At 52.4% G+C, this 24,826-nt stretch carries 21 protein-coding genes; 12 read left to right on the top strand and 9 right to left on the bottom strand.

Annotated features, from left to right (window positions below; all coding sequences use genetic code 11):
- Window positions 1–108: 108 nt before the first annotated feature.
- Window positions 109–552, bottom strand: coding sequence for a GNAT family N-acetyltransferase (locus F7231_RS16640; RefSeq protein WP_166692764.1), 444 nt, complete (start codon window positions 550–552; stop codon window positions 109–111).
- Between the two features lie 609 nt (window positions 553–1,161).
- On the opposite strand from F7231_RS16640, the gene F7231_RS16635 reads away from it, so the two are divergent.
- Window positions 1,162–2,454 carry an anthranilate phosphoribosyltransferase gene (locus tag F7231_RS16635; RefSeq protein WP_085411648.1) on the top strand — a complete coding sequence of 431 codons (1,293 nt, stop codon included), beginning with the start codon at window positions 1,162–1,164 and terminating at the stop codon, window positions 2,452–2,454.
- Window positions 2,455–2,463: 9 nt separating this feature from the next.
- On the opposite strand, the gene F7231_RS27745 is transcribed toward F7231_RS16635, so the two are convergent.
- Window positions 2,464–4,539 carry a LysM peptidoglycan-binding domain-containing protein gene (locus F7231_RS27745; RefSeq protein ID WP_166692763.1) on the bottom strand — a complete coding sequence of 692 codons (2,076 nt, stop codon included), beginning with the start codon at window positions 4,537–4,539 and terminating at the stop codon, window positions 2,464–2,466.
- Between the two features lie 443 nt (window positions 4,540–4,982).
- Here F7231_RS27745 and F7231_RS16625 point away from each other — a divergent pair, with 443 nt between their 5' ends.
- Together F7231_RS16625 and F7231_RS16620 are read left to right on the top strand one after the other, a co-directional pair.
- Window positions 4,983–5,981 (top strand): phosphotransferase, encoded by a 999-nt coding sequence (locus tag F7231_RS16625; RefSeq protein ID WP_166692762.1) that lies wholly within the window; start codon window positions 4,983–4,985, stop codon window positions 5,979–5,981.
- A 4-nt stretch (window positions 5,982–5,985) separates the two neighbouring features.
- Entirely contained in the window at window positions 5,986–7,041 is a 1,056-nt protein-coding gene (locus F7231_RS16620) for a nucleoside hydrolase (RefSeq protein ID WP_166692761.1), read from the top strand.
- Between the two features lie 110 nt (window positions 7,042–7,151).
- On the opposite strand, the gene F7231_RS16615 is transcribed toward F7231_RS16620, so the two are convergent.
- Together F7231_RS16615 and F7231_RS16610 are read right to left on the bottom strand one after the other, a co-directional pair.
- Window positions 7,152–8,822, bottom strand: a complete 1,671-nt coding sequence (locus F7231_RS16615) for a hypothetical protein (protein WP_166692760.1) — start codon at window positions 8,820–8,822, stop codon at window positions 7,152–7,154.
- A 23-nt stretch (window positions 8,823–8,845) separates the two neighbouring features.
- On the bottom strand, window positions 8,846–9,622 hold the full coding sequence (locus F7231_RS16610) for an ABC transporter ATP-binding protein (RefSeq protein ID WP_085411643.1): 777 nt from the start codon (window positions 9,620–9,622) through the stop codon (window positions 8,846–8,848).
- A 201-nt stretch (window positions 9,623–9,823) separates the two neighbouring features.
- Here F7231_RS16610 and gldD point away from each other — a divergent pair, with 201 nt between their 5' ends.
- Both gldD and F7231_RS16600 read left to right on the top strand, forming a co-directional pair.
- On the top strand, window positions 9,824–10,420 hold the full coding sequence (gldD, locus tag F7231_RS16605) for a gliding motility lipoprotein GldD (RefSeq protein ID WP_085415034.1): 597 nt from the start codon (window positions 9,824–9,826) through the stop codon (window positions 10,418–10,420).
- 117 nt (window positions 10,421–10,537) lie between these two features.
- On the top strand, window positions 10,538–11,458 hold the full coding sequence (locus F7231_RS16600) for a methyltransferase domain-containing protein (protein ID WP_085411642.1): 921 nt from the start codon (window positions 10,538–10,540) through the stop codon (window positions 11,456–11,458).
- Here the strand turns inward: F7231_RS16600 and F7231_RS16595 are convergent, their stop codons facing one another.
- On the bottom strand, window positions 11,459–12,250 hold the full coding sequence (locus F7231_RS16595; RefSeq protein WP_085411641.1) for a DUF547 domain-containing protein: 792 nt from the start codon (window positions 12,248–12,250) through the stop codon (window positions 11,459–11,461).
- Between the two features lie 89 nt (window positions 12,251–12,339).
- Between F7231_RS16595 and F7231_RS16590 the strand changes: the two genes are divergently transcribed.
- Both F7231_RS16590 and F7231_RS16585 read left to right on the top strand, forming a co-directional pair.
- On the top strand, window positions 12,340–13,128 hold the full coding sequence (locus F7231_RS16590) for an SDR family oxidoreductase (RefSeq protein WP_166692759.1): 789 nt from the start codon (window positions 12,340–12,342) through the stop codon (window positions 13,126–13,128).
- 107 nt (window positions 13,129–13,235) lie between these two features.
- Entirely contained in the window at window positions 13,236–16,214 is a 2,979-nt protein-coding gene (locus F7231_RS16585; protein WP_166692758.1) for a TonB-dependent receptor, read from the top strand.
- Window positions 16,215–16,412: 198 nt separating this feature from the next.
- Here the strand turns inward: F7231_RS16585 and prfA are convergent, their stop codons facing one another.
- Window positions 16,413–17,486: a peptide chain release factor 1 gene (gene prfA / locus F7231_RS16580; RefSeq protein WP_085411638.1), complete on the bottom strand. Its 1,074-nt coding sequence runs from the start codon at window positions 17,484–17,486 to the stop codon at window positions 16,413–16,415.
- A gap of 101 nt (window positions 17,487–17,587) precedes the next feature.
- Between prfA and F7231_RS16575 the strand changes: the two genes are divergently transcribed.
- Window positions 17,588–17,986 (top strand): Dabb family protein, encoded by a 399-nt coding sequence (locus tag F7231_RS16575; protein ID WP_085411637.1) that lies wholly within the window; start codon window positions 17,588–17,590, stop codon window positions 17,984–17,986.
- Between the two features lie 105 nt (window positions 17,987–18,091).
- Here the strand turns inward: F7231_RS16575 and F7231_RS16570 are convergent, their stop codons facing one another.
- A complete protein-coding gene (locus F7231_RS16570; RefSeq protein WP_085411636.1) occupies window positions 18,092–18,337 on the bottom strand; it encodes a hypothetical protein in 246 nt (81 codons plus the stop codon).
- A gap of 333 nt (window positions 18,338–18,670) precedes the next feature.
- On the opposite strand from F7231_RS16570, the gene F7231_RS16565 reads away from it, so the two are divergent.
- Both F7231_RS16565 and F7231_RS16560 read left to right on the top strand, forming a co-directional pair.
- A complete protein-coding gene (locus F7231_RS16565) occupies window positions 18,671–20,971 on the top strand; it encodes an ATP-dependent helicase (RefSeq protein ID WP_166692757.1) in 2,301 nt (766 codons plus the stop codon).
- Between the two features lie 305 nt (window positions 20,972–21,276).
- Entirely contained in the window at window positions 21,277–22,203 is a 927-nt protein-coding gene (locus F7231_RS16560; protein ID WP_085411634.1) for an HNH endonuclease, read from the top strand.
- A 239-nt stretch (window positions 22,204–22,442) separates the two neighbouring features.
- On the opposite strand, the gene F7231_RS16555 is transcribed toward F7231_RS16560, so the two are convergent.
- Window positions 22,443–22,931, bottom strand: coding sequence for an RES family NAD+ phosphorylase (locus F7231_RS16555; RefSeq protein ID WP_085411633.1), 489 nt, complete (start codon window positions 22,929–22,931; stop codon window positions 22,443–22,445).
- 6 nt (window positions 22,932–22,937) lie between these two features.
- The gene (locus F7231_RS16550; RefSeq protein ID WP_166692756.1) at window positions 22,938–23,510 is read right to left on the bottom strand and encodes an antitoxin Xre-like helix-turn-helix domain-containing protein; all 573 of its coding nucleotides are present in this window, start codon (window positions 23,508–23,510) and stop codon (window positions 22,938–22,940) included.
- Window positions 23,511–23,661: 151 nt separating this feature from the next.
- Here F7231_RS16550 and ruvX point away from each other — a divergent pair, with 151 nt between their 5' ends.
- Window positions 23,662–24,075 carry a Holliday junction resolvase RuvX gene (ruvX, locus tag F7231_RS16545; RefSeq protein ID WP_166692755.1) on the top strand — a complete coding sequence of 138 codons (414 nt, stop codon included), beginning with the start codon at window positions 23,662–23,664 and terminating at the stop codon, window positions 24,073–24,075.
- A gap of 97 nt (window positions 24,076–24,172) precedes the next feature.
- Complete coding sequence (def, locus tag F7231_RS16540) at window positions 24,173–24,745, top strand: peptide deformylase (RefSeq protein WP_085411630.1); 573 nt, start codon at window positions 24,173–24,175, stop codon at window positions 24,743–24,745.
- The last annotated feature ends 81 nt before the right edge of the window (window positions 24,746–24,826 follow it).

Genomic DNA, 24,826 nt, shown 5'->3' with positions numbered 1-24,826 from the left:
AACCAGCGGTCCGCTTTGTATAACGCTGGCAGCACGTAGTCTGTTGACTCTACTGGTGCCTAAACGGCCAATTTATCTCGTATAAGGGGGCAGCAACGTACCTAGTCGTTACACATTCCAGCTATAGAAATTATGATTGCTGTCGAGTGTGAAGCCAGCCCGGGGATATAAGCAATTACCAATCAGGTTCGTTTTATCGGTTTCAAGCATAAGCCCGCAGGCACCAGTTTCGTAACAAAGCGTTTTCGCGGCGTCGATCAAAGCAAGTGAATGGCCCTGCCCACGGCGATCGGCCTGTACAAACAAGTCGTTGAGGAGCCACAGGCGTTTCATGCGGGTTGAAGAAAACAGCGGATACACTTGTACAAAACCGACCAACGTACCAGAATCTGGCTCCTCGGCCACAAAAATTCTTGATTCGTTACCAGCCATTCGGTCGGCCAGAAACTGTCGTCCTTCAGTCAGTGCCGACGGCTTTTTATAAAATACACGATATGCATCAAACAGCAGAGCCAACGAGTCAAGGTCGGCTAACGTGGCGGGACGGATCATCAGAAATGAACTTATTACTATTGGAAATGGAACTGGCTAACAGGCTAGCTATTGAACACCATTGCAAATTGGGTCCCTTTCGGCAAATAGTCTACAACCGATAGGTGCCAGCCAAACGAAACGGTATTTGTTTTATATGCCTGTCTGCCTACATTTGGGTTGGTTTAAGGTGGAATAATTACTTAGGCCTCCTGCCCTGTCGGACCCGCCAGTCCGCAGGGCTTTTTTGCTGGTAGCTACCTCTGCTCTAGTGCCACAGAAGCTATCGATGTATAAACAGTGTACCGCAGGGTAACAATCGACCTACTATTTATTCTTTTAAAAGTTATATAAACAATTGTATTCACTTTAGGGAAAAGTGTCTAAAGAGCAGCAGAATGATTGGTAGATTTACTTAATCCGTCCCCATTCTGAACGGCAATTAGTGCTACATTGCTACCGTATAAAAATAGGCTTATTCTCAATAATGCCAAAATTTATATGCTTAATTTAGCTTTACACTGTCAAGTCATTGGCCTAATAGTGTAATTTCAGTTATTTTATCAGGGTGCTCACTTTTCATTACCGGTTGAGTTATCCTGTCACGTTTTAATGCAATTTCCACTTGTTATGACTACCGCCGAATCAATTGACGTGTTACCAGGAGAAACACCCCTGGGGCGGGCTATAAAACTGATCGGGATTGGTAAATATGGCAGTAAGCCCATGCCGCCTGAGATGATTGCCGAGTGCCGGGATAGCCTCTTGTCGGGTACGGCCCATCCCTTGCAGGTAGGTGCTTTTATTGGCGCGCTACTAACCAAAGGACCAACCGATGAAGAGCGAACTCTCGAAACCTGTTTCGGTCGCGACGCCTTTTCACACCCTACATTTCTGGTCAACAAGTTATGCCCTGAATTACCGGTCAACTTGTTGCCTATCGCTACTAAACTGTTGCGCGGACAGCACTTACAGATAAGCGAAGCCCGGCAACTGGGTGATTACCTGTTCGGTGATTTTGAGGACGACCAGGACTGCGAGACCTTTCGGGGTATGGCAGCTAGCATTATGCGGGTACGTCACGAAACAAACGATGAGTATCAGGGGCTCTACCAGGCCGTTATGCAAACGCTGGCCCCCCGTTTTCACGACGATGAGCTTATGGGCCCAACCCGGCCGATTGTGCAGTTGGCCGAACCTTTCGATGGAGTCGAACATTCCTATCTGATTACACCGATCCTCGCCCATTTTTTTCAGCAGCGCGGGTATGGCGCCTTGTCAATGGTAGGTCGCACACCGGGGCCTAAATACGCACTCAATGCGCATGACCTGTACATACACCTGAACTGTGAGTTTGTGCTAAGCCAACCCGAATTTCTGAAAGAACCACCTGGCGTTTACGGCTGGGTGCTCGATCAAAAAGCTCTCTCACCAGCGCTTAACCGGTGGGTAGATCGGCGTAGGGTACTCTTGAAACGTCCTTTTCTATCAACCCTCGAAAAGGTACTGAATCCCGCTCGTGCCCGTATTCTGGTCACGTCAGTGTTCCATATCACCTACCAGATGAAAATGGCCGAGTTGGCCCTAATGGCCGGTTTCGATGCTGCAATCGTGCTAAAGCGCGGTCTGGAAGGCTCGCTTGCTCCGTCTACGGCCCGGGCTACCGGCGTGCTATGTGCGGTACGTACACCAGAGAATCACCTGTTCTATCAGCATTTTGACGCTGATCGACCTGCCTTTTCATCGTTTAAAACAGAAGCAGATAGCGAAGTGTCGGATCCGCAGGCTGCCGAGAATGCCCGATTGGTGAAGACGTACCTAGCGCAACAGGAAACCGACAATGATGAATTTGACAACCAAGTTCGATTTGCCCTGGCCCTGTATGGCCGCGGTCTCGACTGGATCGAAGGGCAGTTGAAATAATAATTCTGTTTATTTCCTGATCAGTATTCGCTGCCCTATCTCAATGGTGTAATTGGTCAGGTTATTCCAGCGCATCACGTTCTGAACGCTCACTTTGTTGATCAGCGCCACCCGATACACCGTTTGACCGCGCTGGACAACGTGGTAATACGACCGCCCGTTTGTCTTGGGCGTTTCTACGCGTATGCTGTTAACCAGCCGCTCGGGCCGGGGCGGAATCGGAGCCTTGACGGGTGCCTTTACTGGATAGTCAATATCGACAGGTGACTCAGAATTTTCGCGAACACCGCCAGCTGGCACCGTTCCCACTGGTGGTCGGGTCGCCACTGACGTCGATGATGTACCCGAAGCTCCCGTCACAGTGGGTTTTGTAGTCGTTATGGCCTGATTCACAGCAGGATCGGCATCGAGCAGTGTGGGTTGATTAGGAACGGGGCGGGCTGTTTCAATAGGTACTGGCGGCGCAGGTTTGCGTACCACTAATCGCTGACCAGCCACCAGTGGCTTACGATACGACAGGTTATTCCACGTCATCAGATCGGCAAGCGACAAATTGAACTGCTGGGCGACACCTGAATGCGTATCTCCATCTTTAACCGTATACATGCTCACCTGCGTAGCGGCAGTGGGACGGGATACACCAGGCGTGGTCTGCTCTGGACCATTGGTAGGCAAACTGGTTTCAGACTCACGACGAAGAGATGCCGCATTAGCCGAATCCACGGGCTGAACGCGCCAGTTTGGTGGACTAGGGCTATCGATGAGTGATTCTTCGTTTTCGCGGGTTAGGTTACGCTGCGCAACAGTCGGTTCAGACTGAAGCACCGGATTAGGGAGCACCTGGTATTCGGCCGGTACTTTCTTGGGGCGTTTCTCGCGCAGCCAAAGTATACGGCCGGGCTGCAGGCGTTGGTTCGCTTCAATGTGGTTGTATTTCAACAGCGAGTTCATCCTGACGCCGTATATCGTTGACACCTCACGCAATGTTTGGCCGGCCTGCATCACATGAAACGGAATCATGGCTTTTTTGGCTTTCGGCTCCAGGTAATAAATTTCGCCGGGTCGAACCAGGTCACGATCACTCATGTCATTGATCTCCATGAACTTCGCCACCGACAAGCGACCATAATAAGCCAGCGTAATCAGATTATCGCATGTTTGTGCCTGAATACCCTTTCGGTCATTGATCTCGTAAAATTGAGCCGCCGCCCGGGTAAGTGGGTCGTTTGAGGTCGTTGCGGTAAGTTTACGAAGCACCGGAAAACCCATATCGCGACGAACGACTGGCTGACCTTGCTGCGCCGGCTGACTGAACTGAATGGTGGAATTTACCTGCCCCCTAACTGCCAGGAATTCGCTGGGAGTAAGACGAATTAATACCGGGTATGGCTTGTCGGATGGAATGACGCGCACACGCAACCATTCATTAAACGGCATAAAGCGGGGTTGCTCAATCTGTAATTCACGGGCAATAGCTGCCAACGTTTTGCCTTGACTCTGACGGTAATCATAGAGTAAGTATGGGCTGGCGTTGGGACGTATCAAAGGAGCTTCGCGTTCAAAAACGATCTTTCGAGCCAGCAATAACCATATGAGGGCTGGGGCATCGCCATCCAATGACACCTGATCATTAGGCAATGAACCTACACCCGATTGCGCCGAGCCGGCCAGGTCATCGGGGCGTTGGCCCGCAGCAAAACTTAACAGTACCCGCATCCAGTTTGGACTTTTCGTGTGCAGGGCCGCCAGTTCATTTAGCACCGCCTCCGTTGATGAAACGACATTGAGGCGTTCATCAACACTATTGTCGATACGCAGATTAAGGCGCGTGGCCTTGCGGGCATCGAGTCCCCAATAAGCGCCGTTCGAGAGCGTGCTTGGCAGACAAACGTACCTGAAATCGGCAGGAATGGCATGTTCTTCCAGCAACGGCCCAAGCACCGATTCAATGTACTGCATTTGCTCGATGGTATTGCGGAGGACCGACCGATCAGCGTACAGACCGTTTATTTCATCCTGTAAACGTTGCTGGCTTTGCGCATTCAGGTACACAGTCGCCCCACCAACGTTTAACTCTGTTGGCACAGTTGGTAAACGTTGAGAAGATGCCAGCGTTGACAGCAGGCAGAGAAAAACCAAGAGTATATGGCGGGCAATAATTAACAACACGAATTTTTTTGTTGAAACGGAATTGGACCCTGGCCTGTAATAAATCGATAAGCCCGTATAAAATTAGGCAATTTACACAAGCTTATCCACGCAGCTGATTAAGGGGTCTTCATCCGGGCGGGAGACAAACAGCTCCTGCGCCCTTAAAACGAACATTACTTATACTAGATAGATAAACTGGGGGAAATGTTTTTTCCTCATTAAATTAAACATCTGGGCTAAATCGTAAACCGTACATAATCAACTTGCTCAAGTTGAACCGGTTTATAGCCAAACATGAATATCAGCGAATAAACAGGTTAATGATTGGTAGGCCGTTAACCGGTCTGTATTCTTGTAGCACGAACAATACCGCACATATGCATTTAGATCAATATAATCCGGAAGGGTTACAATCTTATCTCGCCCGAAAAGGATGGATTTGTGACGACGAAGCATTGCTCAGCCTGAGTAAGCCGGGCGAAGGCAACATGAATTATACCCTGCGGGTGAGTACAGTCACCCGATCATTGATTGTAAAACAGGCACGTGGGTACGTAGAAAAATACCCATCTATTGCCGCTCCAACCGAGCGGGCGCTGATGGAGGGCCTATTTTATCGAGAGGTTGCCCAGAACCCCGAACTGCGTAGCTATATGCCCGAATTGTTGGGTATCGATAAAGACGAAAACCTGCTTGTGCTCGAAGATCTTGGCGAGGCGACTGATTTTCTAAACTGCTATCAACCCGGCGAGGTGCTCGATCAGGGCCATATTGAGGCGTTAAGCACGTACCTGTCAGTGCTGCATAATCAGTTTAGCACCGCCCAGCCCAACCCGGCTTTTGCCAATCACGGGATGCGCGCGCTCAATCATGAGCACATCTTCGTCTACCCGTTTCTGGTCGACAATAGCTTCGACCTCGACAGCGTACAGCCGGGTCTACAGGCGCTGGCCATGCCGTTTAAACAACATACGACCCTTGTTGAAGCCGCCCGACAGGTAGGGCAACGCTACCTGTCAGATCGGGAAGGAGCACCAGTCACACTGTTGCATGGCGATTACTACCCAGGTAGCTGGCTCCAGACCAGTTCAGGGGTGAAGGTGATTGATCCCGAATTTTGTTTCTACGGCCCCGCCGAGTTCGATCTGGGTGTTATGCTGGCGCATTTGCACATGGCGCGTCAGCCCGAAGCCATTCATGAGCAGGTACAGGGCGGGTACGTCCGACCCGCAGGTTTCGACGATCACTTACTGCGACAGTTCACTGGCATCGAACTACTACGGCGTTTAATTGGCCTGGCCCAGTTGCCGCTGAGCCTCTCGCTCGACGAGAAGGCGCAGCTAATGAAACTGGCCGAAGCCCTTGTACTGAGCTGATCGAATGAGAATTACTGCACAACACCTGGCCCTGCTGACAGCCGCCATCGCGGGTACGTTGCTGGCCCTCCCCTTGCAGAGCCTGGCACAAAGCACTCTGGGCACCAGCCAGAAACCGACCCAGCCAATAAGCCAAACCCTGGCCCAGCCCCGGCGCATCTGGCTCGACACCGATATTATGGTTGGTATGCCCGACAAACGGGGTGCCCGCGAAGTCGACGATGCTATTACGATCATGATGGCCTTGCGCCATGCCGATAAGGTGCAGCTGGTGGGCATCAGCACGGTTACCTACGCTGATTACGGCTACAACGTGACGCAGAAACTGTTGGGCTGGTACAACAAAACCGGCCGGAAAATCCCCGTGTACCGCGGTTCTGACACGCTCCACGACATCGGCCGCGAGACAGATGCCAGCCGGGCCATGGCGGCCGCACTTCGCCGGGAACGGATGCCGATACTAGCCATCGGGCCGATGACCAACGTGGCAACCGTACTGAAAAACCATCCCGAACTGGCCAAGCAGATCGAAGAAGTAGTTGTTTGCGCGGGCCGGACGCCCGGTTTACCTTTCCGGCCTGGTCTGGAACTGGTGACGGTAGGCGATTACAATTTCGAGATGGACCCGGAAGCCTTTCGGGTGTTGTTCAATTCGGGCGTGAAGGTGGTGCTTTCGGGCTACGAGTGCAGCGTGTACACGTTCCTGGGCCGTACTGATCTGGATTTTCTGGCCCGTGGTTCCGAAGGCGACAAGTGGCTTAGCAAAACGCTGCGTCCGTGGCAGCTCTTGAATAAGAATGTGTTTGGCGTCGATGGCTTCGTTCCCTGGGACACTACTCCGCTAGGCTACCTCACCCACCCTACCTATTTCAAGTACCACGAGGCTATTCCGGTACGAATCAACACACGCGGCGATGATACAGGCGGCACCGGCCAAAAGCCCTTTCTGGAAGTGTCATTCGACTACAAAGACACGCCCTGGCGGGCTACATACGCCTACAAAACATTACCCGGCTTCGAAGAAATCGTGATTGAAAGCTTAAAGAAAAAAGAGCTTTAACATGGATGACCACTGAGTTACCCAGAGACGTTACCGTGCTGACGAGCCTGTGGTAACTCCGTGGTACCTCCGGGCAATTCCGTGTCAAAACTCCTTTTTACTCTGTTTGCTTAATTCACCACCTCACTCCACGTAGTTTGCCGATACGACCGGAATAGCAGGAAGGCGACGCCGATCATAACTGGCAGCGCAACCCATTGGCCGTAGTCTATGTATGTCAGTCCCCAGTGAGCCGCTCCTATCAGGCCCATGACAAACAGGCTCAGGAAGCTGCGGGTGGTGGCACTGCTTCGAACGACATCCTGCGCAACCGAGAAAGGCAGGTGGCGCTTGCTGATCAGGGCCGTTACCAGCAGCATCACCAGCGAGTTGACAAATGCCAGTAGCACGTCGGGCAATACAGCTGGTCCTTTCAGGTACAGCACGTACCCAGCCAGCAGGCAGTAATAAGGCAACATTAGTTTCGTAATCAGCGCCTTTACCCCGCCAGCCAACAACGGCCCCGGCTGGGTCATAGGCGACGACTCATAAATCCAGGCGGCCTTGTAGTTGTCTGAGATGGCAATCTGCATAAGGGCGGTCATGATATAAATACCGCCGAAATACAGAATAAACAGATAGAACGTCTCTCCCTGCGCCATACTCGACTGGTGGTTCAGACTCATCATGATGGCGTAGGCCAGGCCAAAACCCAAACCCGGATAGGTACGTAGCTTGAACTTACGGTCGCGACCCGTGATGTACCAGACAAACGTAAAGCCAGCATGTTCGAGCGGGCTGCTCGTCAACCAGTTGGCCATTCGTTCTGCCAATGACAAGCTCGGTTTACCGGCTCCGGAAAAGCCTGTGGTCTGAGCAGTCGGTTCCGTTTTTTCTTCCTGATCAAGGCTCGCTAGTTTAGCGCTAAAAGTTGACGCCAGCACGTTGGTCATGATGTAGATACCAACGAAAGGTGCCGTCAGGGCCAGCCCGAATAAAAGCAGGTGTTGGGCATCAATCTGGCGGTTGACAACCATATCAATGCTGCCGGCACTCCATAAAGGCGGGATTGCGTAATGCCAGCTTTTCCAGACAAACGGCGCGGTCCCCATCATGGTATCGGTACCAACCAGCCTCGGCAGCAGTTGGTAACCGCCATAAAACACGATACCCATACCAATCTGCACGTAATTGATCACTTCGCGTAGTCGCTCACTGCTTACTAACTGCATCAGAATCAGGTAGAGCACGTTGGTCAGGAAAACCGCCAGTATGGCCATCAGGAGGCACAGCAGAATGCTTAGCAAACCCGCTACCGCGCCAAATCGGTAACCGATCACCAGGATGCCGGTAACGCCAACCGCCAGCGCAATCGTGAATAGGTAGCTGATGATGTGCACCACACGGGCAGTCAGCATGGTCCGGTTATCGATCGGTCGGAACAGCATGATCTGATTATCGGACGAATCGAGCACCACCGACGAAAAATCGCTGATGAGCGACATGACACAGACCGCCAGCACGTACCCAAACAGCACGGTGGCAGGCTTTACAATCCCGGCGGCTGGAACGATACTTAAAAAAACGGCCGCTGCACCTCCAAAAAGGGTGTACAGTCCCAGCGAGAGCCAGTAGGAGTTGGTGGTTTCGCTGGCTTTTTTCCACTGGTTAAAGCCGACTGGCCGTCGGTTATCCAGTTGGAGTTTAACCGCCAGAATAGCCCGCAACTGGCCGTAGTTCACGCCTAGCCACTGCCATAAAAACGGCAGCCTGTCGGTGATAAGAAGCGTTGGAGGAGTCATGAGAATAGGGCGTATGGCTCCGCTTATTGAGTTAAGGTATACACAAACGCTTCAGCCGCGCTGTTCTGCCCGTCAGACCCCGTCAACTGACTAAACATCTGCTCCAGCGAATTGCCCGACTCGCGTTGCTCCTGTAGCTCCGTGAACGACCCATCGGCAATGATTTCGCCGGCATTGATGATGATGATCCGATCCGAAATTTTCTCTACCACATCCATGATGTGTGAACTGTAAAACACCGTTTTTCCCGAGTCGGCCAGTTGACGGATGATCTGCTTCACCAGCACCACAGCATTGGCGTCGAGGCCCGACAGCGGCTCGTCGAGGAAAATCAAGTCAGGGTTGTGCAGCAGGCCCGAAATAAGCAGCACTTTCTGCCGCATTCCCTTCGAGAAGGTCGTCATACGGTCATGAGCGCTTTTGTCAAGCCCAAACAACCGCAGTAATTCGAGTGCCTTTTTTTCGACTACTACCTGCTCCAGTTCATAGAGTTGCCCTACAAAATTGAGGTACTCCACAGGGGTTAGCAGGTCGTACAGCGCGGCGTTTTCAGGTACGTACCCAATGCGCCGTTTCACATCCATAGCGTGGGTGCGCAGGTCTAGTCCCAATACCGACACCTCGCCCTGAAAACCGGGGAGCAGACCGATCAGCGCTTTGATGGTGGTAGATTTTCCGGCGCCATTCGGCCCAATGTAACCCACCACCTGACCGGGCGCCACGCTGAGGTTTATTCCTTTTAAGATCTGCGTGCGGCCGTAGTAATGAACCAAGTTCTGGGTGTCAATAACAGACGTCATAGCGATAAAGTCGATTGATACGTATGGAAAGATACATCACCAACGACAGATACGTACCAGTTGCCGGGATTATTGGTTACCAGTCTCGATGAGAGGTTGATTTACCATTATTTCGGGCAGTTTCGGGCGGATGGTACGGCAGAAAAAGACTATTCTTGCTGCCTGAACAACGAACCACCCCCTGTTGTCGTTAGTGAAAACATGACACCACGCCACCTCTGCGCCAGCCTGTTTGCGCTGGCTACGCTTGCGTTTGCCGCCTGTACGTCATCCGACGAACCCAACTACGTGCCCAAGCCCAAAGGTTACCCGCGCATCGACTTGCCAACGGCTACCTACGTAACCAGTCCGGCGGGGCATCCGTATCAGTTTGAGGTCAACCGTATTGCCCGCGTTCTGCCCGACACCTTCGCCCGGGCCGAGCCACACTGGATTTTCGTGTATTATCCAACCCTGAAGGCGACCGTACAGATTACCTACAAGCCTGTGCTGAACAATACGGAACGGTTGCGGGGCCTACTGGCCGACGCCTACAAACTGACCGCCAAGCACAACGTAAAGGCATCGATGATCGAACAGCAGCAAGTACGGCTGAAAAACGGGCTGGCGGCCAGCCTCATTACTCTCGAAGGTGAGGTACCCAGCCAATTTCAGTTTGTGACCACCGATAGCACCCGCCATTTTCTACGGGGTGCACTCTACTTCGACACCGCCACTGCTAACGACTCGCTGGCCCCTGTGATCAAGTACGTTCGCGCTGATATGATGCAAATGCTAAATACGCTAACGTGGAAATAGCATGCTTTGTAGGCGTTACTAACGTATTTTGCCCGGTGTAGCGAACGCAGCGGGCTACTGAATGCCTCGTTAAGCATCTTATTTCAGGTTGATCAACCCCCACCCTTCAAAAAGCGAATGAATAAGTACAAGTTTCTAACCCAGATCAAAGAGCAATATGATCAGGGAAATAACGTAATCGGGTTTCTGAAAAAGCTCGACAATAGTACCACCAATTCGCTGGAGGACATTTTGATCAGCTACGATTTTCAGGCGGGTTCATACGTAAAAAGCTATCGGTCGAATGTAGCTCTGAAAGAGGCATACTGCCAGCATATCGTGAAAGTCTTGCTTGGGCTGGGGCCCTTTAATTCCATTCTGGAAGCAGGCGTAGGTGAAGCAACAACCCTGGGCCGGGTAGTGCCACAATACCCCCACCCGATCGATCACGTGCTGGGTTTTGACCTGTCGTGGTCGCGCATCCATTACGCACGTGGCTTTGTGCGCGAGCAGGGTATTCAGAACGCAACCCTGTTCACCGGCGATCTGTTTCAGATGCCGCTGGCCGATAACTCGGTGGATATTGTCTACACCTCTCACTCTGTGGAGCCTAACGGAGGCCGCGAAACAGAAGCCCTGACCGAGTTATACCGGGTAGCCAACAAATATGTTGTTCTGCTTGAACCGAGCTACGAACTGGCTGGCGAAGAAGCCCGAAACCGGATGCTGCATCATGGGTACGTGACCAATCTGCTGGCATCGGCTCAGGCATTAGGATATAAGATCGTCGAACACCGCCTGTTTGAGGTATCCATCAATCCATTGAACACAACGGCGTTGCTGGTTATCGAAAAAAACGGCTCAACCGCAAAAGCAGCTGAGCCGTTTCTAGCCTGTCCGCATACAAAAGCGCGGCTAAAAACATTTGATGATTCCTTGTTTGCCGAAGAAAGCCTGTTGGCCTACCCTACTATACAATCAATTCCGTGCCTGTTGCCGCAGAATGCCCTGCTGGCCACGCACTTCGCGAACACCTATCAGGACCTGGCCAACAACTGATTATTGTTCGTTGAGGCTCCAGTCGTAGGTTTGGTACGAAATTTTAGTAGCGTCGGTAATTTTCGTTTTTGAGAACTGATTCACCACGTCTTTCACCGACTTGCCTTTCATTTTCTGAAAATCCCCACCATACCAGTCTAAAATTTTAGACAGGCTGGCCTGCTTGACGGTGATCGAGTTTTTGGCTGGATTATTCAGGAAATCGACACCCTGATCTTCCAGTTGGGCATCGAGCCGTTTGCCGTCGAACGCTTCATTGCGCAGGCGGGGACACGACTTAGCAGCACACACCAGCGCAAAGTGAATACGTGGCTCCGAAAATTTCTTGCGGATAATGCCATGCTCGATGTTGTTCAAGTCGTAGGTCTCGCCACCGATCTTGATGAACTTCACATCCCAGGGCGTATTGACGAACGGAATCTTGATCTTCGAGCCGATATCCTTGATGCTTTTTACGGGGTAATTATCCAGAATGAGCTGGATCGTGAACGCATTGTAAGCGTTGATCCAGTAGGCTAGTTGGTCGTCTTTGCTCCAGTTGTCCGATGGAGCATTCTTGCCCAGCATATCGGTATACGCCTTCAGGTCGGCTTTATCTTTCGCGAATCCTTTGTAATTGACCATGCCCGACGCGTTGACGTGCGCTTTGAGCAATTTATCGAAGGCGGCGTGGCTTGGCGCTGCCGCAGCAGTTAGTGCAGGTTCGTGAATGGCAGTGCGATGGGCCAGGTAGCTGCCCGACAAGCTGATGAACAGGCAAACGCATACGCTGAATGAAAATAGAAGCTTCATAGTTTTGTGTGATGGCTTTAGCTAGATATACGCTGTTCGGCTCATAAAGGTTTTTCAGGTACGTGGTTGGGTACGTTAACTTTACCCGCATGAATCTCAATCTCACTCAAAAGACCGCCCTTGTATGTGGCAGTTCGCAAGGCATTGGCCGCGCCACTGCCATTGAATTGGCCCTGCTTGGTGCCAATGTAATCCTGATGGCCCGAAATGCCGCCACATTACAGACTGTGAAAGAATCGCTCGATACCAGCCGGGGTCAGCAGCACTACATAGCCATTGCTGATTTTAGTCAGCCGGGCAGCGTTGGCAACGCACTAGCCGAGTTATTAACGACGCACCCGGTTATCCACATACTTATTAACAACACCGGTGGGCCGGCGGGTGGGCCGTTGATCGACGCTACTGCCGACGCGTTCGTTCAGACCTTCCACAACCACCTGCTCAACAACCAGACGCTGGTACAACAGCTGGCGCCAGTCATGCGCGAGGCAGGTTACGGACGCATTGTCAACATCATCAGCACCTCAGTGAAACAGCCGATCGTGGGGCTGGGCGTGTCGAACACCATTCGGGGGGCGGTGGCGCAGTGGGCCAAAACCCTGTCGCTGGAACTAGGACCCTGGGGCATTACGGTCAATAACGTACTCCCCGGCTACACCCGGACAGCTCGTCTGGACGCGGTGCTGGAGATGCGGGCGAAGTCGTCGGGCAAAACCGAAGCTACGGTCGCCGAACAAATGGAGCGTGAAATTCCAATTGGCCGCTTTGCTACGGCAGAGGAAGTAGCCGCCGCTGCCGCTTTCCTGTGCACTCCAGCCGCCGCTTCTATTTCAGGGATCAACATACCGGTTGATGGGGGAAAGACGGGTAGTCTTTAGTGCATAAGAATTTGGCTTAAATCAATATAAACCGAACATTAATATATAAAATAGTCAATATGCCGTAGATCGTTTTAAATTTGTGGGATAACTACGATTGTTAACCTATGAATTTTTTCTATAAAAGAAGTCACTTCATCAAGCTGCTTTTGTGCTTACTACTAACCATCAGCACTGTACTTGCACAGACCGTTCGCGGTAAAGTAACTGACGCCGGATCGGGAAATGGCATTCCGGGTGCCACCATCGTGGTCGCTAAAACGCAGACAGGCACCAGTACTGATGGCGATGGCGCCTATCAACTCAGATTGACACCAGGCAGCTACCAGCTTGTCATCAGCTTTGTAGGTTATGAAACGGTAACGGTACCCGTAACAGTGCCTGCCAGCGGCGACGTAACGCTATCGACTCAACTGCAGGAGAGCCGGTCGAGCCTAAACGAGCTGGTTGTTATCGGTTCACGGGCCACCACCGCCCGGACCAACATCCAGAGCGCCGTGCCGGTCGACGTCATTACGACGAAGGAAATGAAAAGCTACGCGCAGGTCGACGTGAGTCAGATTCTGAACTTTGTCGCGCCCTCGTTCAACTCGAACCGGCAAACCGTTACCGACGGCACCGACCACATCGATCCGGCTTCGTTACGGGGCCTGGGCCCCGACCAGACGCTGGTACTGGTGAACGGCAAGCGTCGGCACAATACGGCCCTAATTAACATCAACGGCTCGGTGGGCCGGGGTTCAGTGGGCACTGACATGAACGTGATTCCGGTGGCGGCGGTCGAGCGCGTCGAAGTACTGCGCGACGGGGCGGCGGCTCAGTACGGCTCCGATGCTATTGCCGGGGTAATCAACGTAGTGCTGAAAAAGAATTACGAAGGACTGAGTGCCTCGCTGATGACCGGCGGCAGCTTCACGACGATGAATTATAAGGCCCCGTTGCTCGGTGGAGGCACCATCGACAAGAGCCAAAGCCTACGCGATGGTAAAACATTCCAGTTCGATATTTCGAAAGGTTTCCGGATTGGCCAGCGCGGCTCAATGACGATTTCGGGCCAAATCGTAGATCGGGAACGCACCAACCGCTCGGCCGAAGACAACACGCCAACGATTTACTTAGGCGCTTCAGGTGGTTTTCCCGGCACGGGACTTGTACCGGTTGCCAACCGCCCGGCCTTATTAGCTGCTGACCAGACGTTAATCGACCAGCGCCGCTACAATCGCCAGAATATGGTGATCGGTAACTCATCAGCGCGGAACTACGGCGTATTCCTGAACGGATCACTACCTCTTTCAACCAATTCGGAGGTGTACTTTTCGGCGGGTGTCACGCACCGGTCAGGCACTGGCTACGGAAACAACCGGATTCCGGTGGCGAGAAACCAACAGCCATTAACCGCCGACGGCACGCTGCTCTACCCAGACGGATTTTTGCCCGCTATTCAAGCCACGCTGGATGACCAGTCGGTAACGCTGGGCTACAAAACCAAGCTGGGCAACTGGAATGCCGATCTCAGCAATGTATACGGTCGCAACAGCATCCGGTTCGATGTTCTGAACTCCGGTAATGCTACCCTGCCCAATAGCACGAATCAGCAGACCGAGTTTTATGCAGGTACGTTGAAGTTCAACCAGAATACGACTAACCTCGATGTGTCGCGGCTATACACGAACGTGAAAGGACTAACCTCGGTCAACCTGGCATTTGGGGCTGAGTATCGCCGTGATGAATACCAGATCGTGGCTGGCGAAACTACGTCGTGGTCAGGTGCATCAAAAACACTTCCGCTGGCACCGCTGACCATCGGCGGTCCGTCGTCGGGTACTACGGCCGCTGCACCAGGCGCACAGGTATTCCCCGGTTACCAGCCCGAAAACGAACTGGATAAATCGAGGCGTAACATCAGCCTGTATGCCGACGTTGAATCGGAGATAAGCCGCAAATGGCTGGTCGATCTGGCGGGTCGTTTCGAGAATTACTCTGATTTTGGGTCACGGGTCACGGGCAAACTGGCCACCCGCTATCAGTTCGCCGAGTTCTTCAGCCTGCGGGGCGCCATCAGCACCGGTTTCCGGGCACCTAGCCTGCAACAGCGGTATTTCAATAACACCAGCACACAGTTTATCAACGGTATCCCGAACAACACGCTGACGGTGAATAACGACAGCCCGATTGCCCGAAGCGTAATTGGCGTTGACGCTCTGAAACCCGAAACGTCGGTCAACTACACATTGGGGGCCACCAGCCGCATTGGCCGCAACTTCACGATTACGGTGGATGCGTACCTGATCGATATCAAGGACCGGATCTTGTACTCAGGCCAGTTTAGCCGTACGCTGCTGAATTTCTCAGCAACCGATTACCCAGGTGTGAACGGCGTTCGTTTCTTTGCCAACGCGGCCAACACGCAGACCAAAGGACTTGATATCGTAGCTACGGAGCGGATTAACCTGGGCAAAGGTCGATTGACCTTGTCGGGTGCTGTGAATTTCAACCAAACGAAGGTTACATCGATCAATCCGTCGGCTTTCATCAACAGCACCGACAATAACGAAAAGCGGGGAGGCAATCCTGACAACTGGCCCCGCACGATCTTCTTCGATCGGTCGCAGGTGGCGTTGCTGGAGACAGGTCTCCCGCGCAGCAAGTTTAACCTGAGCGCGGCCTACACGGTCGATAAGTTTGATATCTCTCTCCGGACAGTACGTTTCGGCCAGGTTCGTAACCTGACCACTGCTGACCCGTACGCGATCAATACATCTGTAACACCAAATACGCTGTGGAATCCGCAGTTTGCCCGTGATGCATCTGGCAACGCGCTGCTTGATCAGACGTTCAGCCCAATCTGGATTTCAGATATTACAATTGGCTATAAGCTGACCAAGATCCTGAATTTGCAAATCGGTGCCAACAACGTATTCGACGTGTATCCCGACCAGATTTACATCGATCCCCGCAACGCAGTTGGCTCGCTCGATTACAACTCGGGGCGTGACCTCTCAAACCGGGGCCGCTTCCTGTTTCCATCAAACCAGGGTGGATTCAACGGCCGTTTCCTCTTCGCCCGCTTATCAGCGACGTTGTAGTTCAGGATTGGAATTTGAGTATTGGTTGCTTTCTCGCTCCAGATCCTGAGCCTGTCGGCACGCCTTGTCGAAGGGCCTAGAGCGCAAAGCCAACATAGGTCAGCAACCAGTAATTACAAGTAACGTACCCAGCACAAAAAAGGCCTTCCGATTGTCGGAAGGCCTTTTTTGTGTAAACCTATAAGGTTTTTGAGTACCCTAGGCGCTTGTGCCTTCTTTCAACCGTTCGGCGTTCTCGGCGATGCGGAGTTGCTCGATGAACTGGCCGATGTCGCCTTCCATCACGGCGGGGAGGTTGTAAACCGTCAGGCCGATGCGGTGATCAGTCACGCGGCTTTGGGGATAGTTGTAGGTACGTATCTTATCGGACCGGTCGCCGCTGCCAACCATCGTTTTACGCTGCGAGGCAATGGCGTCATTGTGTTTCTGCAGCTCGATCTCGTACAAACGTGAGCGCAGTACGGTCAACGCTTTGTCAAAGTTTTTTAGCTGCGAGCGTTCGTCCTGGCACTGCACCACGAGACCCGTTGGGATGTGGGTCAGGCGTACGGCCGAATACGTCGTGTTTACCGACTGACCACCCGCGCCTGATGAACAGAACGTATCTTTCCGGATATCATTCATGTTGATTTCGACGTCGACTTCTTCGGCTTCGGGCAAAACAGCCACGCTGGCCGCCGAGGTATGAATTCGGCCCTGGGTTTCGGTGGCAGGTACCCGCTGTACCCGGTGCACCCCGGACTCGAACTTCATCTTGCCGTACACGTCTTCCCCTTCAATCTCGGTGATAATCTCTTTGTAGCCGCCCGATGAACCTTCGGTGAAATCGACCAAAGTCATTTTCCAGCCCATCTTGTCGCAAAAGCGTTGGTACATGCGGAAGATGTCGCCCGCAAAAATGGCTGCTTCGTCGCCACCGGTTCCGCCACGTACTTCCAGAATGATGTTCCGGCTGTCATTAGGGTCTTTTGGAATCAGCATTTCTTTCAGCTGTTCTTCCAGTTCGTCACGGCGGGGCATGAGTTCATCGAGTTCGGCTTTGGCCATATCTCGGAATTCCTCATCTTTTTCCGTGGCAATAACCTCACGGGCATTCACAATTTCGGCAAGTATCTGTTGATAAGCCCGGTACTGCTGCACGATCTTATCAAGCTCTTTATATTCCTTGCTCAGCTTCATAAAGCGCTTGGGGTCCGCAGACACCTCAGGCTGCACAATCTGTTGTGCCACTTCGTTAAAGCGTTCGCTAATTGATTCAAGTTGTTCAAGCATACCGCAAAGGTACAAAAAACAGGGCGAAGGGAGGAAGGGTTGAACGGCGTGACAGTAAACGGAATAAGGTTTGTTATTTTGTACACGAACCAGAATCAATCATGAGCCAATCATCACGCAGAACATTCATTAAAGGCGGTGTCGCCGCCGGTGTCACCGCGAGCCTACCCATGAGTGCATCAAAAGAAACCTTTGTCCACCACGTTCTTTTTTACCTGAAGAATCCCGGTAACGCTGCCGACAAGGCCAAGCTGCTGGAAGGTCTGACCATGTTGGCCAAAGTGCCAACCATCAAAATGGTGCATATCGGCGAACCCGCTGCTACCAACCGGGCCGTGATCGAACGAAGCTACACCTACTCGTGGCTATGCTTGTTCGACAGCGCCGCCGATGAGGAAATTTACCAGAAGCACCCCATTCACGATGATTTCCGGAACAACTACGCCACCCTCTGGGAAAAAGTCGTGATCTACGACGCGATCGGCCCAAAGCGGAAATAAGCCAGGTACGTTGCTGACGCTAAAGCAGAAAGCAACGCGTATACGTAGCCAAATCTCTACCACGTAAAAACGGCCCCTGCATCAGTGCAGGGGCCGTTTTTACGTTTAGCTATATGCCGGTTTGTCGATGTCCGGTTTCCCGCCTTCATTGCGGTTGGGATGCGTCATGGGTACGTTCTCGGCGGGTTCATCGCCGTTCATGTACGTGTCCTCCATCTCATTGGTGGGCAATTCGGGTGCATCTATCTCAGCACCTACACCACTGTTTCCTTCAATCGACTGGTCGCCTAGACCGGCGGGGCTGATGGCCTGTTTGGCCCGGATCTCGTCCTGTTTATCCTGATTTTCCATAACGCTGTTAAGTTGTCTAGCTATTTACTAGGCTAAACCCCGCTTAGGGTACTTTGTTAGCCCGCCCCCAAATTTTTACGTAAATTTGATTGTTATCTAGTGGCGTGAATGCAAAGTATTTGCGCTCATTTAACAAGTAGTATGTGAGAATTAGCTTGTCTCGGTTTTACCCCCAACCCCCTGAAGGGGGCTAACGCGCTGCCTGATAATGTCGCGAAGCTTTAGCCTTCTCAGGGGGTTTGGGGTAAAACCGAGACAAGCTATGATTTAACAGTATCCAGTGAAAGCTGATAAACCGGTTAACCGGAAGCAGCCAACATTCATCGTCTTTTCATGATTGATTATATAGCCGGTCTGAATGACCCGCAGCGCGAAGCCGTGACGCACGGCAACGGTCCGATGATGATCATCGCCGGAGCTGGTTCGGGCAAAACACGCGTACTGACTTATCGTATTGCCCATCTGATCGACAAGGGCGTTGATCCGTTTCGGATTTTGTCGTTGACCTTTACCAACAAAGCCGCCGGCGAAATGCGTCACCGGATCGAGAAAGTGATTGGCAACGAAGCGCGTAACATCTGGATGGGTACGTTCCACTCTGTGTTCGCCAAAATCCTGCGCATCGAAGCCAAAGCGCTGGGTTATACCAGCAACTTCTCGATCTACGACACCGACGACTCGAAATCACTGCTCCGGAGCATTATCCGTGAGCGCGGCCTCGACGATAAGCAGTACCGCGCCAACGCCGTATTCAACCGCATTTCGAGCGCGAAAAACCGCCTGGTGGGGGCCGACGAATACATGAACAACGCCATCATTCAGGCCGACGACGCCTCGGCGAAGATGCCGGAGGTGGGGGCGATCTACAAGGTATACAGCACCCGTTGTTTCCAGGCCAACGCCATGGATTTCGATGACCTGCTGTTCAACACCAACATCCTGTTCCGCGACCATCTCGACATTCTGCACAAGTACCAGCATAAGTTTCAGCACGTGCTGGTCGATGAGTTTCAGGATACCAACGTGTCGCAGTACCTCATCACGCGGAAGCTGGCGGCGGTGCACCAGAACATCTGCGTCGTGGGCGACGATGCGCAGAGTATCTACGCGTTCCGGGGGGCCAACATCGAAAACATCCTGAATTTTCAGAAGGATTACGGCAAAGACACGGTGAAAATCGTGAAGCTGGAGCAGAATTACCGCAGTACCAACACCATTGTGCAGGCGGCTAATTCGGTGATTGCCCGTAACCGAAATCAGCTGGAAAAGCGCGTCTTTACCGACAATGAAACCGGCCCGCTGATCGAGGTCATCAAGGCCTCATCGGATAACGAAGAAGGCCGGATGGTTGCGTCGAACATCTTCGAAGCCAAAATGCGCGACAGTCTGCACAACAACGACTTCGCCATTCTGTACCGCACCAACGCCCAGTCGCGGGCATTCGAGGAGGCCCTGCGCAAGCTGAGTATCAAGTACCGGATCATCGGTGGCCTGTCGTTCTACCAGCGGAAAGAGATCAAAGACCTGATCGCCTATCTGCGGTTTACGGTCAACCAGGCTGACGAAGAGGCATTCAAGCGGATCATCAACCTGCCCAAACGCGGCATCGGCGACACCACGCTGGCCAAAATTTCGGTGCTGGCGGCGGAGAAGAACGTACCGATCTGGGAGATCGTCAGCAACATCACCTACCACATCACCGGCCGCGCATCGATTGCGATCGAAGGCTTTGCCGAGTTGATTAAAAGCTATATGCTGCTGATCGACAAGAAAGATGCCTATGAAGTGTCGGCGCACGTGGCCAAGACGTCGGGGATTCTGAAGGAGTTGTACGAAGACAAGACCGTGGAAGGGCTGGCCCGCTACGAGAACGTCCAGGAATTGCTGAACGCCATCAAGGAGTTTGTCGATAACCCCGATAACGAGGAAAAGAACCTCAGCGCGTTCCTGCAAACGGTATCGCTACTGACTACTGCCGACGAAAAAGAGGAAGACGGCGATAACGACCGCGTGACGATGATGACGATCCACGCCGCCAAAGGGCTCGAATTCAAGAACGTACACATCGTTGGGCTGGAAGAAGACCTGTTCCCGAGCCAGATGATGCTCGAAAGTCGGGCCGATCTGGAAGAAGAACGTCGTCTGTTCTACGTAGCCATCACCCGCGCCGAAAAACGCCTGACGTTCTCCTTCGCCGAATCGCGCTACCACTACGGTCGACTGAAAATCTGCGAACCAAGCCGTTTCCTGATGGAGGTGGATCAGGGTTTCCTGACGATGAGCAAGACCGTGACGCCGCCCAAACCCCGGTTCAAGGGCGACGATACCTACGCCAGCCGTAGCAAAGACGAGATGCCCTCGGCCGGTTCGATGAACTTTGTGCGGTCATTGGCCCAGAAAACGGCGCAGCGTCAGGTTCCGCAGCCCACCGTCACCCACACGCCCTCTGCCGATTTCGCGCCCAGCAATACGACCGAACTAGCCGCAGGTATGAAAGTAGAACACTCGAAATTCGGCTTCGGCGTTGTAAAATCCCTTGATGTAAACGGCACCGAACGCAAAGCCGTCATCCAGTTCGACGTAGTCGGCGAAAAAACGCTGCTCTTAAGTTTTGCGAAGCTGCGGATTGTGTAGGTACGTTGTCACACTGACCCATCGGGGCATAACAGCGAAGCGTCGGTAGGGATCAGACCGTCTAAATCTCACGACGTGCCGTAGGTACGTAACCAGCGTCGTGTCGCGTACCTACGGCACGCTTGATAACCTAGCATGGCCTTTTGCAGCTACCGACGCTACGCTGTTGTGCCCCGATGGGGCACTGGTGAATCTGACACGGGCTTCGTGTCTAGGTACGTTGCTATAGAAGATGGCTGTAGAAGTGAGCCGACTTTTAATGATTTCAGAGGTGCCCAGATCCATCATGTTACTACTTTAGTAGTATGGATTATTATATGGGTGTGACTGACTGGAACTGGTATAATTATCTTCGGGCTCGCTCTCCGGAAGATATAAATTTCTGGCAGCCTGGCGGTCAGGGCACCTTCCGGGCACTCAATCCGGGTGGCGTATTTCTATTCAAGCTAAAAAGCCCTTATAATGCTATTGGTGGCTTGGGCTACTTCTGGGCCCACAGCCAGCTTCCTTTAAACTTAGCATGGGATACGTTTGGCCCTCGGAACGGATTTGATACAATTGATCAGTTTCGATCGGTGATTCAGCGATATCGTAATACAACTGAGCGTAATCCTGTTATCGGCTGTATTGCGCTAACAAACCCTATTTTCTTTAAGCAAGAAGATTGGATTGCGATACCTTCTAATTGGAGTAACAGCATTGTAAAAGGCAAAAAGTACAATACCAATGACACTGTCGGGCTGGCTCTCTGGCAGCAGGTTCAGGCAACGCTCACTAAATACGCCTTACCAACATCGTTTGAAAGAACCTCATACGTAGAAGAAGTTGCAGCACAGTACGGCAATTCTGTCCTAACAAAAGTGCGTATTGGCCAAGGTGCTTTTCGACTTTCTGTAATAGATGCCTATGGTAAGCGATGTGCGATAACGGGTGAAAAAACGTTGCCCGTTTTAGAGGCTGCCCATATTAAGCCCTTTTCGGAAGCAGGTTCCAATACCGTTTCGAATGGCCTGCTATTGCGCTCCGACATGCATAAGCTTTTCGATGACGGGTACATAACCGTTACGCCCGAATTGAAAATTGAGATCAGTCACCGAATAAGGGAAGAGTTTAATAATGGTAAAGAATACTATCAGTATCACGGTAAACCATTGGCTGTGTTGCCTGCCTTAGAGACGAATAAGCCTTCGCGAATATACCTCGACTACCATAACACGACAATATTTCGGTAATAGCTATGGTGCAAATCAGATCACTGTCATCTAAAAGACGGATGGTGTAAATGATAGTTTCGTTGGTTATGCATCAAAATTGCCTTCACCCGTTGTGATATCCTTTTCCGAAGAAACCGTTTAAGGCAGTGTTATCAAGGTTGCGCTTTTTCCAGTCGGGTGTTGGCGTAAGGCGCGTCGTTGATCTGGTTGATGTAGGTTTCATACAGATCGTTGGCTTAATAGATTATACATGTTAATTATCCCCTCAACCGACTATCCAACGGAATCCGAACCTGATCGATTAACTCAATTTGGGCGAAGGCGGCATGGTTTGGGTGAAGCAGCAGGTTGTAGGAGAGGTCGATTATAGCTGAGGGAACGGCTACGGCCAGGCAGAAGGGGTCGACGAGCCAATCGGATAGAATAGATTGGGTCTCGGCTAACGTACCTGATCGCCAATAGGTGGGCAAACGAGCGGGGTCGGTCCAGAAAACAGCGTCAGGTATAGCTTGCCCCGCGCTGGCGGGGTCGGGCAGGCGGAGGGTGCTTAGCCAAAGCTGCGGTAGTTCAGATAAGGTAAGCGCCGGAAGGTGAACCAGCGTTTCGAGCAGCGCCAGTTCGGGCGTTCGGCTGGTATAGAGAATACCAATGCCTTTGGGGTTCCAGCGTCCGCCATGCCGATGACTGCCCACTACTGAGAGTGGCTCTGTATGGTAGGGCTCTTTATTGATCCGGTAAACATCCATACATACCTAGCCAACGATGCCCCACTCAATACGGCCCAATACGTCTTCGGCCAGCGAAAAACCCGATACCGTATCCAGCACCGCAATGGGCGACTGCGGCACGATAGCGGGCAACGTACCTGCGTCGGCGTCAGGTTCGGTTGGTCTTACTGCTCCGGTGTTGCTGCCTTGTGCTGGGTCGGCGAAGCTGCCCATATCGCGCAATGGTGTTGGCTGGTCACTATCGTTGATCGCTCCTTCGCGGTAAGCCAGTTCATTTAGGGGCGTGTGTAGCCAGCGCGCCAGCACATCGGCCCGTCCGTCGAATACCGCCAGGCCATGTTGTACCAGCCGTTCGAGCAGTAATAGCCGTTCGCTGGCTGCCAGCGTCAATAACTCGGTGTTTGATTTGCCGTGTAAACTCCGCACCGACATGTTCAGAATGCGTGCCATATCCTTATCGGTCAGGCTAACCAGACGCGCTATTTCATCGACCCGCTGCCGTAACACGCCATGACGTGCCTGTCGGATGAGTTCCGCAACAGGGCGAGCCTGAAGCCGGCCTGTTGCGTTGGTTCGAGAAGAAGGTATTGGTTGCATGGCCTAAACGAGTATCGTATAGTGCAAATATACAAAACAGTAATGGCAAAATTGCCTTATGGGCGGGTTGCCTATTACAGTCTTTCGAATCAACATAGCTGCCTGACAGTAGTCGAACCACACGCGGCGTTTTCGTACCTTTGCCAATACTATGGCGCGAATCGTGGCGATTGATTACGGAAATAAACGGACCGGCCTGGCCGTAACCGACCCGATGCAGATCATCGCAACGGCCCTGGAAACTGTGCCTACCCATACGCTGCTCGACCGACTGAAAGCCTACGTAGCGGCTGAACCGGTTGAAGCCTTCGTCGTGGGCTGGCCAACCAATACCGACGGCACCGATACCGACACCACGGCTCCGGTGCGTGGCCTGATTAAGAAATTGAAAGCGGTGTTTCCCGATCAGACTGTCTATCAGCACGATGAACGGTTTACATCACGCATGGCCCTGCAGTCGATGATTGCGGGCGGCACCAGTAAGAAAGACCGGCGGGTGAAAGGCAACATCGACATGGTGAGCGCCACGATCATCCTCCAGTCATTTATGGAAAGCAAAAACTGAGTGGCAGTTGACAGTAGCACATAGCAGTAGCTTCGCAAAGGGACGTACCTAAGCAGCGCACTGCCTACCGCAACTGCCTACTGCTATTGAACCGATTATGATTCTCCCAATTGTAGCTTACGGCGATCCGGTATTGCGGAAGAAGGCCAAAGACATTGAAAAAGGTACGCTTGACGTGAAAAAGTTGAGCGAAGACATGTTCGAAACCATGTATGCGGCGTCGGGTGTGGGGCTTGCCGCTCCGCAGATCGGGCAAAGTGTGCGGATGTTTGTGGTGGATGGGCAACCGTTTAACGAAGGCGAGTCGGAAGAAGACATCGACCCGACGCTCGTTGGCTTTAAAAAGGTGTTTATCAATGCCGAAATCATCGAAGAAGATGGTGATGAGTGGGCCTTCGAAGAAGGCTGCCTGAGCATCCCCGGCATACGCAACGATGTTTACCGCCCCGAGTTCATTGTGATCCGCTATTTCGACGTCGATTGGAATGAGCACGAGGAAGAATATGAAGGCACCGCTGCCCGGATCATTCAACACGAATACGACCACATCGAAGGCAAACTCTTCACCGACTACATGTCGCCGCTGAAACGCCAGCTCCTCAAAAAACGCCTTGCCGACATCACGCGTGGGAATGTGGATGTGGAGTATAAAATGAAGTTTCCAAAATAAAAAGGCAAGGAGCAGGGGGCTTAGGGCGGGGGGTGTTGCTTTCGCAAGAGCAACACTCCCCGTCCCTAGTCCCCCGCCCTA

Origin of the sequence: Fibrivirga algicola, assembly GCF_011742925.1 — a bacterium.
Classification (GTDB): Bacteria; Bacteroidota; Bacteroidia; order Cytophagales; family Spirosomataceae; genus Fibrella; species Fibrella algicola.
This window is presented reverse-complemented; position numbering and strand designations above follow the sequence as displayed.

Coding starts and splice junctions, on each gene's coding strand:
- F7231_RS16560 (WP_085411634.1), top strand. CDS start 21,277: ATGGATTATTATATGGGTGTGACTGACTGGAACTGGTATAATTATCTT.
- def (WP_085411630.1), top strand. CDS start 24,173: ATGATTCTCCCAATTGTAGCTTACGGCGATCCGGTATTGCGGAAGAAG.
- F7231_RS16550 (WP_166692756.1), bottom strand. CDS start 23,510: ATGCAACCAATACCTTCTTCTCGAACCAACGCAACAGGCCGGCTTCAG.
- F7231_RS16635 (WP_085411648.1), top strand. CDS start 1,162: ATGACTACCGCCGAATCAATTGACGTGTTACCAGGAGAAACACCCCTG.
- F7231_RS16565 (WP_166692757.1), top strand. CDS start 18,671: ATGATTGATTATATAGCCGGTCTGAATGACCCGCAGCGCGAAGCCGTG.
- prfA (WP_085411638.1), bottom strand. CDS start 17,486: ATGCTTGAACAACTTGAATCAATTAGCGAACGCTTTAACGAAGTGGCA.
- F7231_RS16615 (WP_166692760.1), bottom strand. CDS start 8,822: ATGACTCCTCCAACGCTTCTTATCACCGACAGGCTGCCGTTTTTATGG.
- F7231_RS16590 (WP_166692759.1), top strand. CDS start 12,340: ATGAATCTCAATCTCACTCAAAAGACCGCCCTTGTATGTGGCAGTTCG.
- F7231_RS16625 (WP_166692762.1), top strand. CDS start 4,983: ATGCATTTAGATCAATATAATCCGGAAGGGTTACAATCTTATCTCGCC.
- F7231_RS16610 (WP_085411643.1), bottom strand. CDS start 9,622: ATGACGTCTGTTATTGACACCCAGAACTTGGTTCATTACTACGGCCGC.
- F7231_RS16575 (WP_085411637.1), top strand. CDS start 17,588: ATGAGCCAATCATCACGCAGAACATTCATTAAAGGCGGTGTCGCCGCC.
- F7231_RS16570 (WP_085411636.1), bottom strand. CDS start 18,337: ATGGAAAATCAGGATAAACAGGACGAGATCCGGGCCAAACAGGCCATC.
- F7231_RS16595 (WP_085411641.1), bottom strand. CDS start 12,250: ATGAAGCTTCTATTTTCATTCAGCGTATGCGTTTGCCTGTTCATCAGC.
- ruvX (WP_166692755.1), top strand. CDS start 23,662: ATGGCGCGAATCGTGGCGATTGATTACGGAAATAAACGGACCGGCCTG.
- F7231_RS16620 (WP_166692761.1), top strand. CDS start 5,986: ATGAGAATTACTGCACAACACCTGGCCCTGCTGACAGCCGCCATCGCG.
- F7231_RS16585 (WP_166692758.1), top strand. CDS start 13,236: ATGAATTTTTTCTATAAAAGAAGTCACTTCATCAAGCTGCTTTTGTGC.
- F7231_RS16600 (WP_085411642.1), top strand. CDS start 10,538: ATGAATAAGTACAAGTTTCTAACCCAGATCAAAGAGCAATATGATCAG.
- F7231_RS16555 (WP_085411633.1), bottom strand. CDS start 22,931: ATGGATGTTTACCGGATCAATAAAGAGCCCTACCATACAGAGCCACTC.
- gldD (WP_085415034.1), top strand. CDS start 9,824: ATGACACCACGCCACCTCTGCGCCAGCCTGTTTGCGCTGGCTACGCTT.
- F7231_RS16640 (WP_166692764.1), bottom strand. CDS start 552: ATGATCCGTCCCGCCACGTTAGCCGACCTTGACTCGTTGGCTCTGCTG.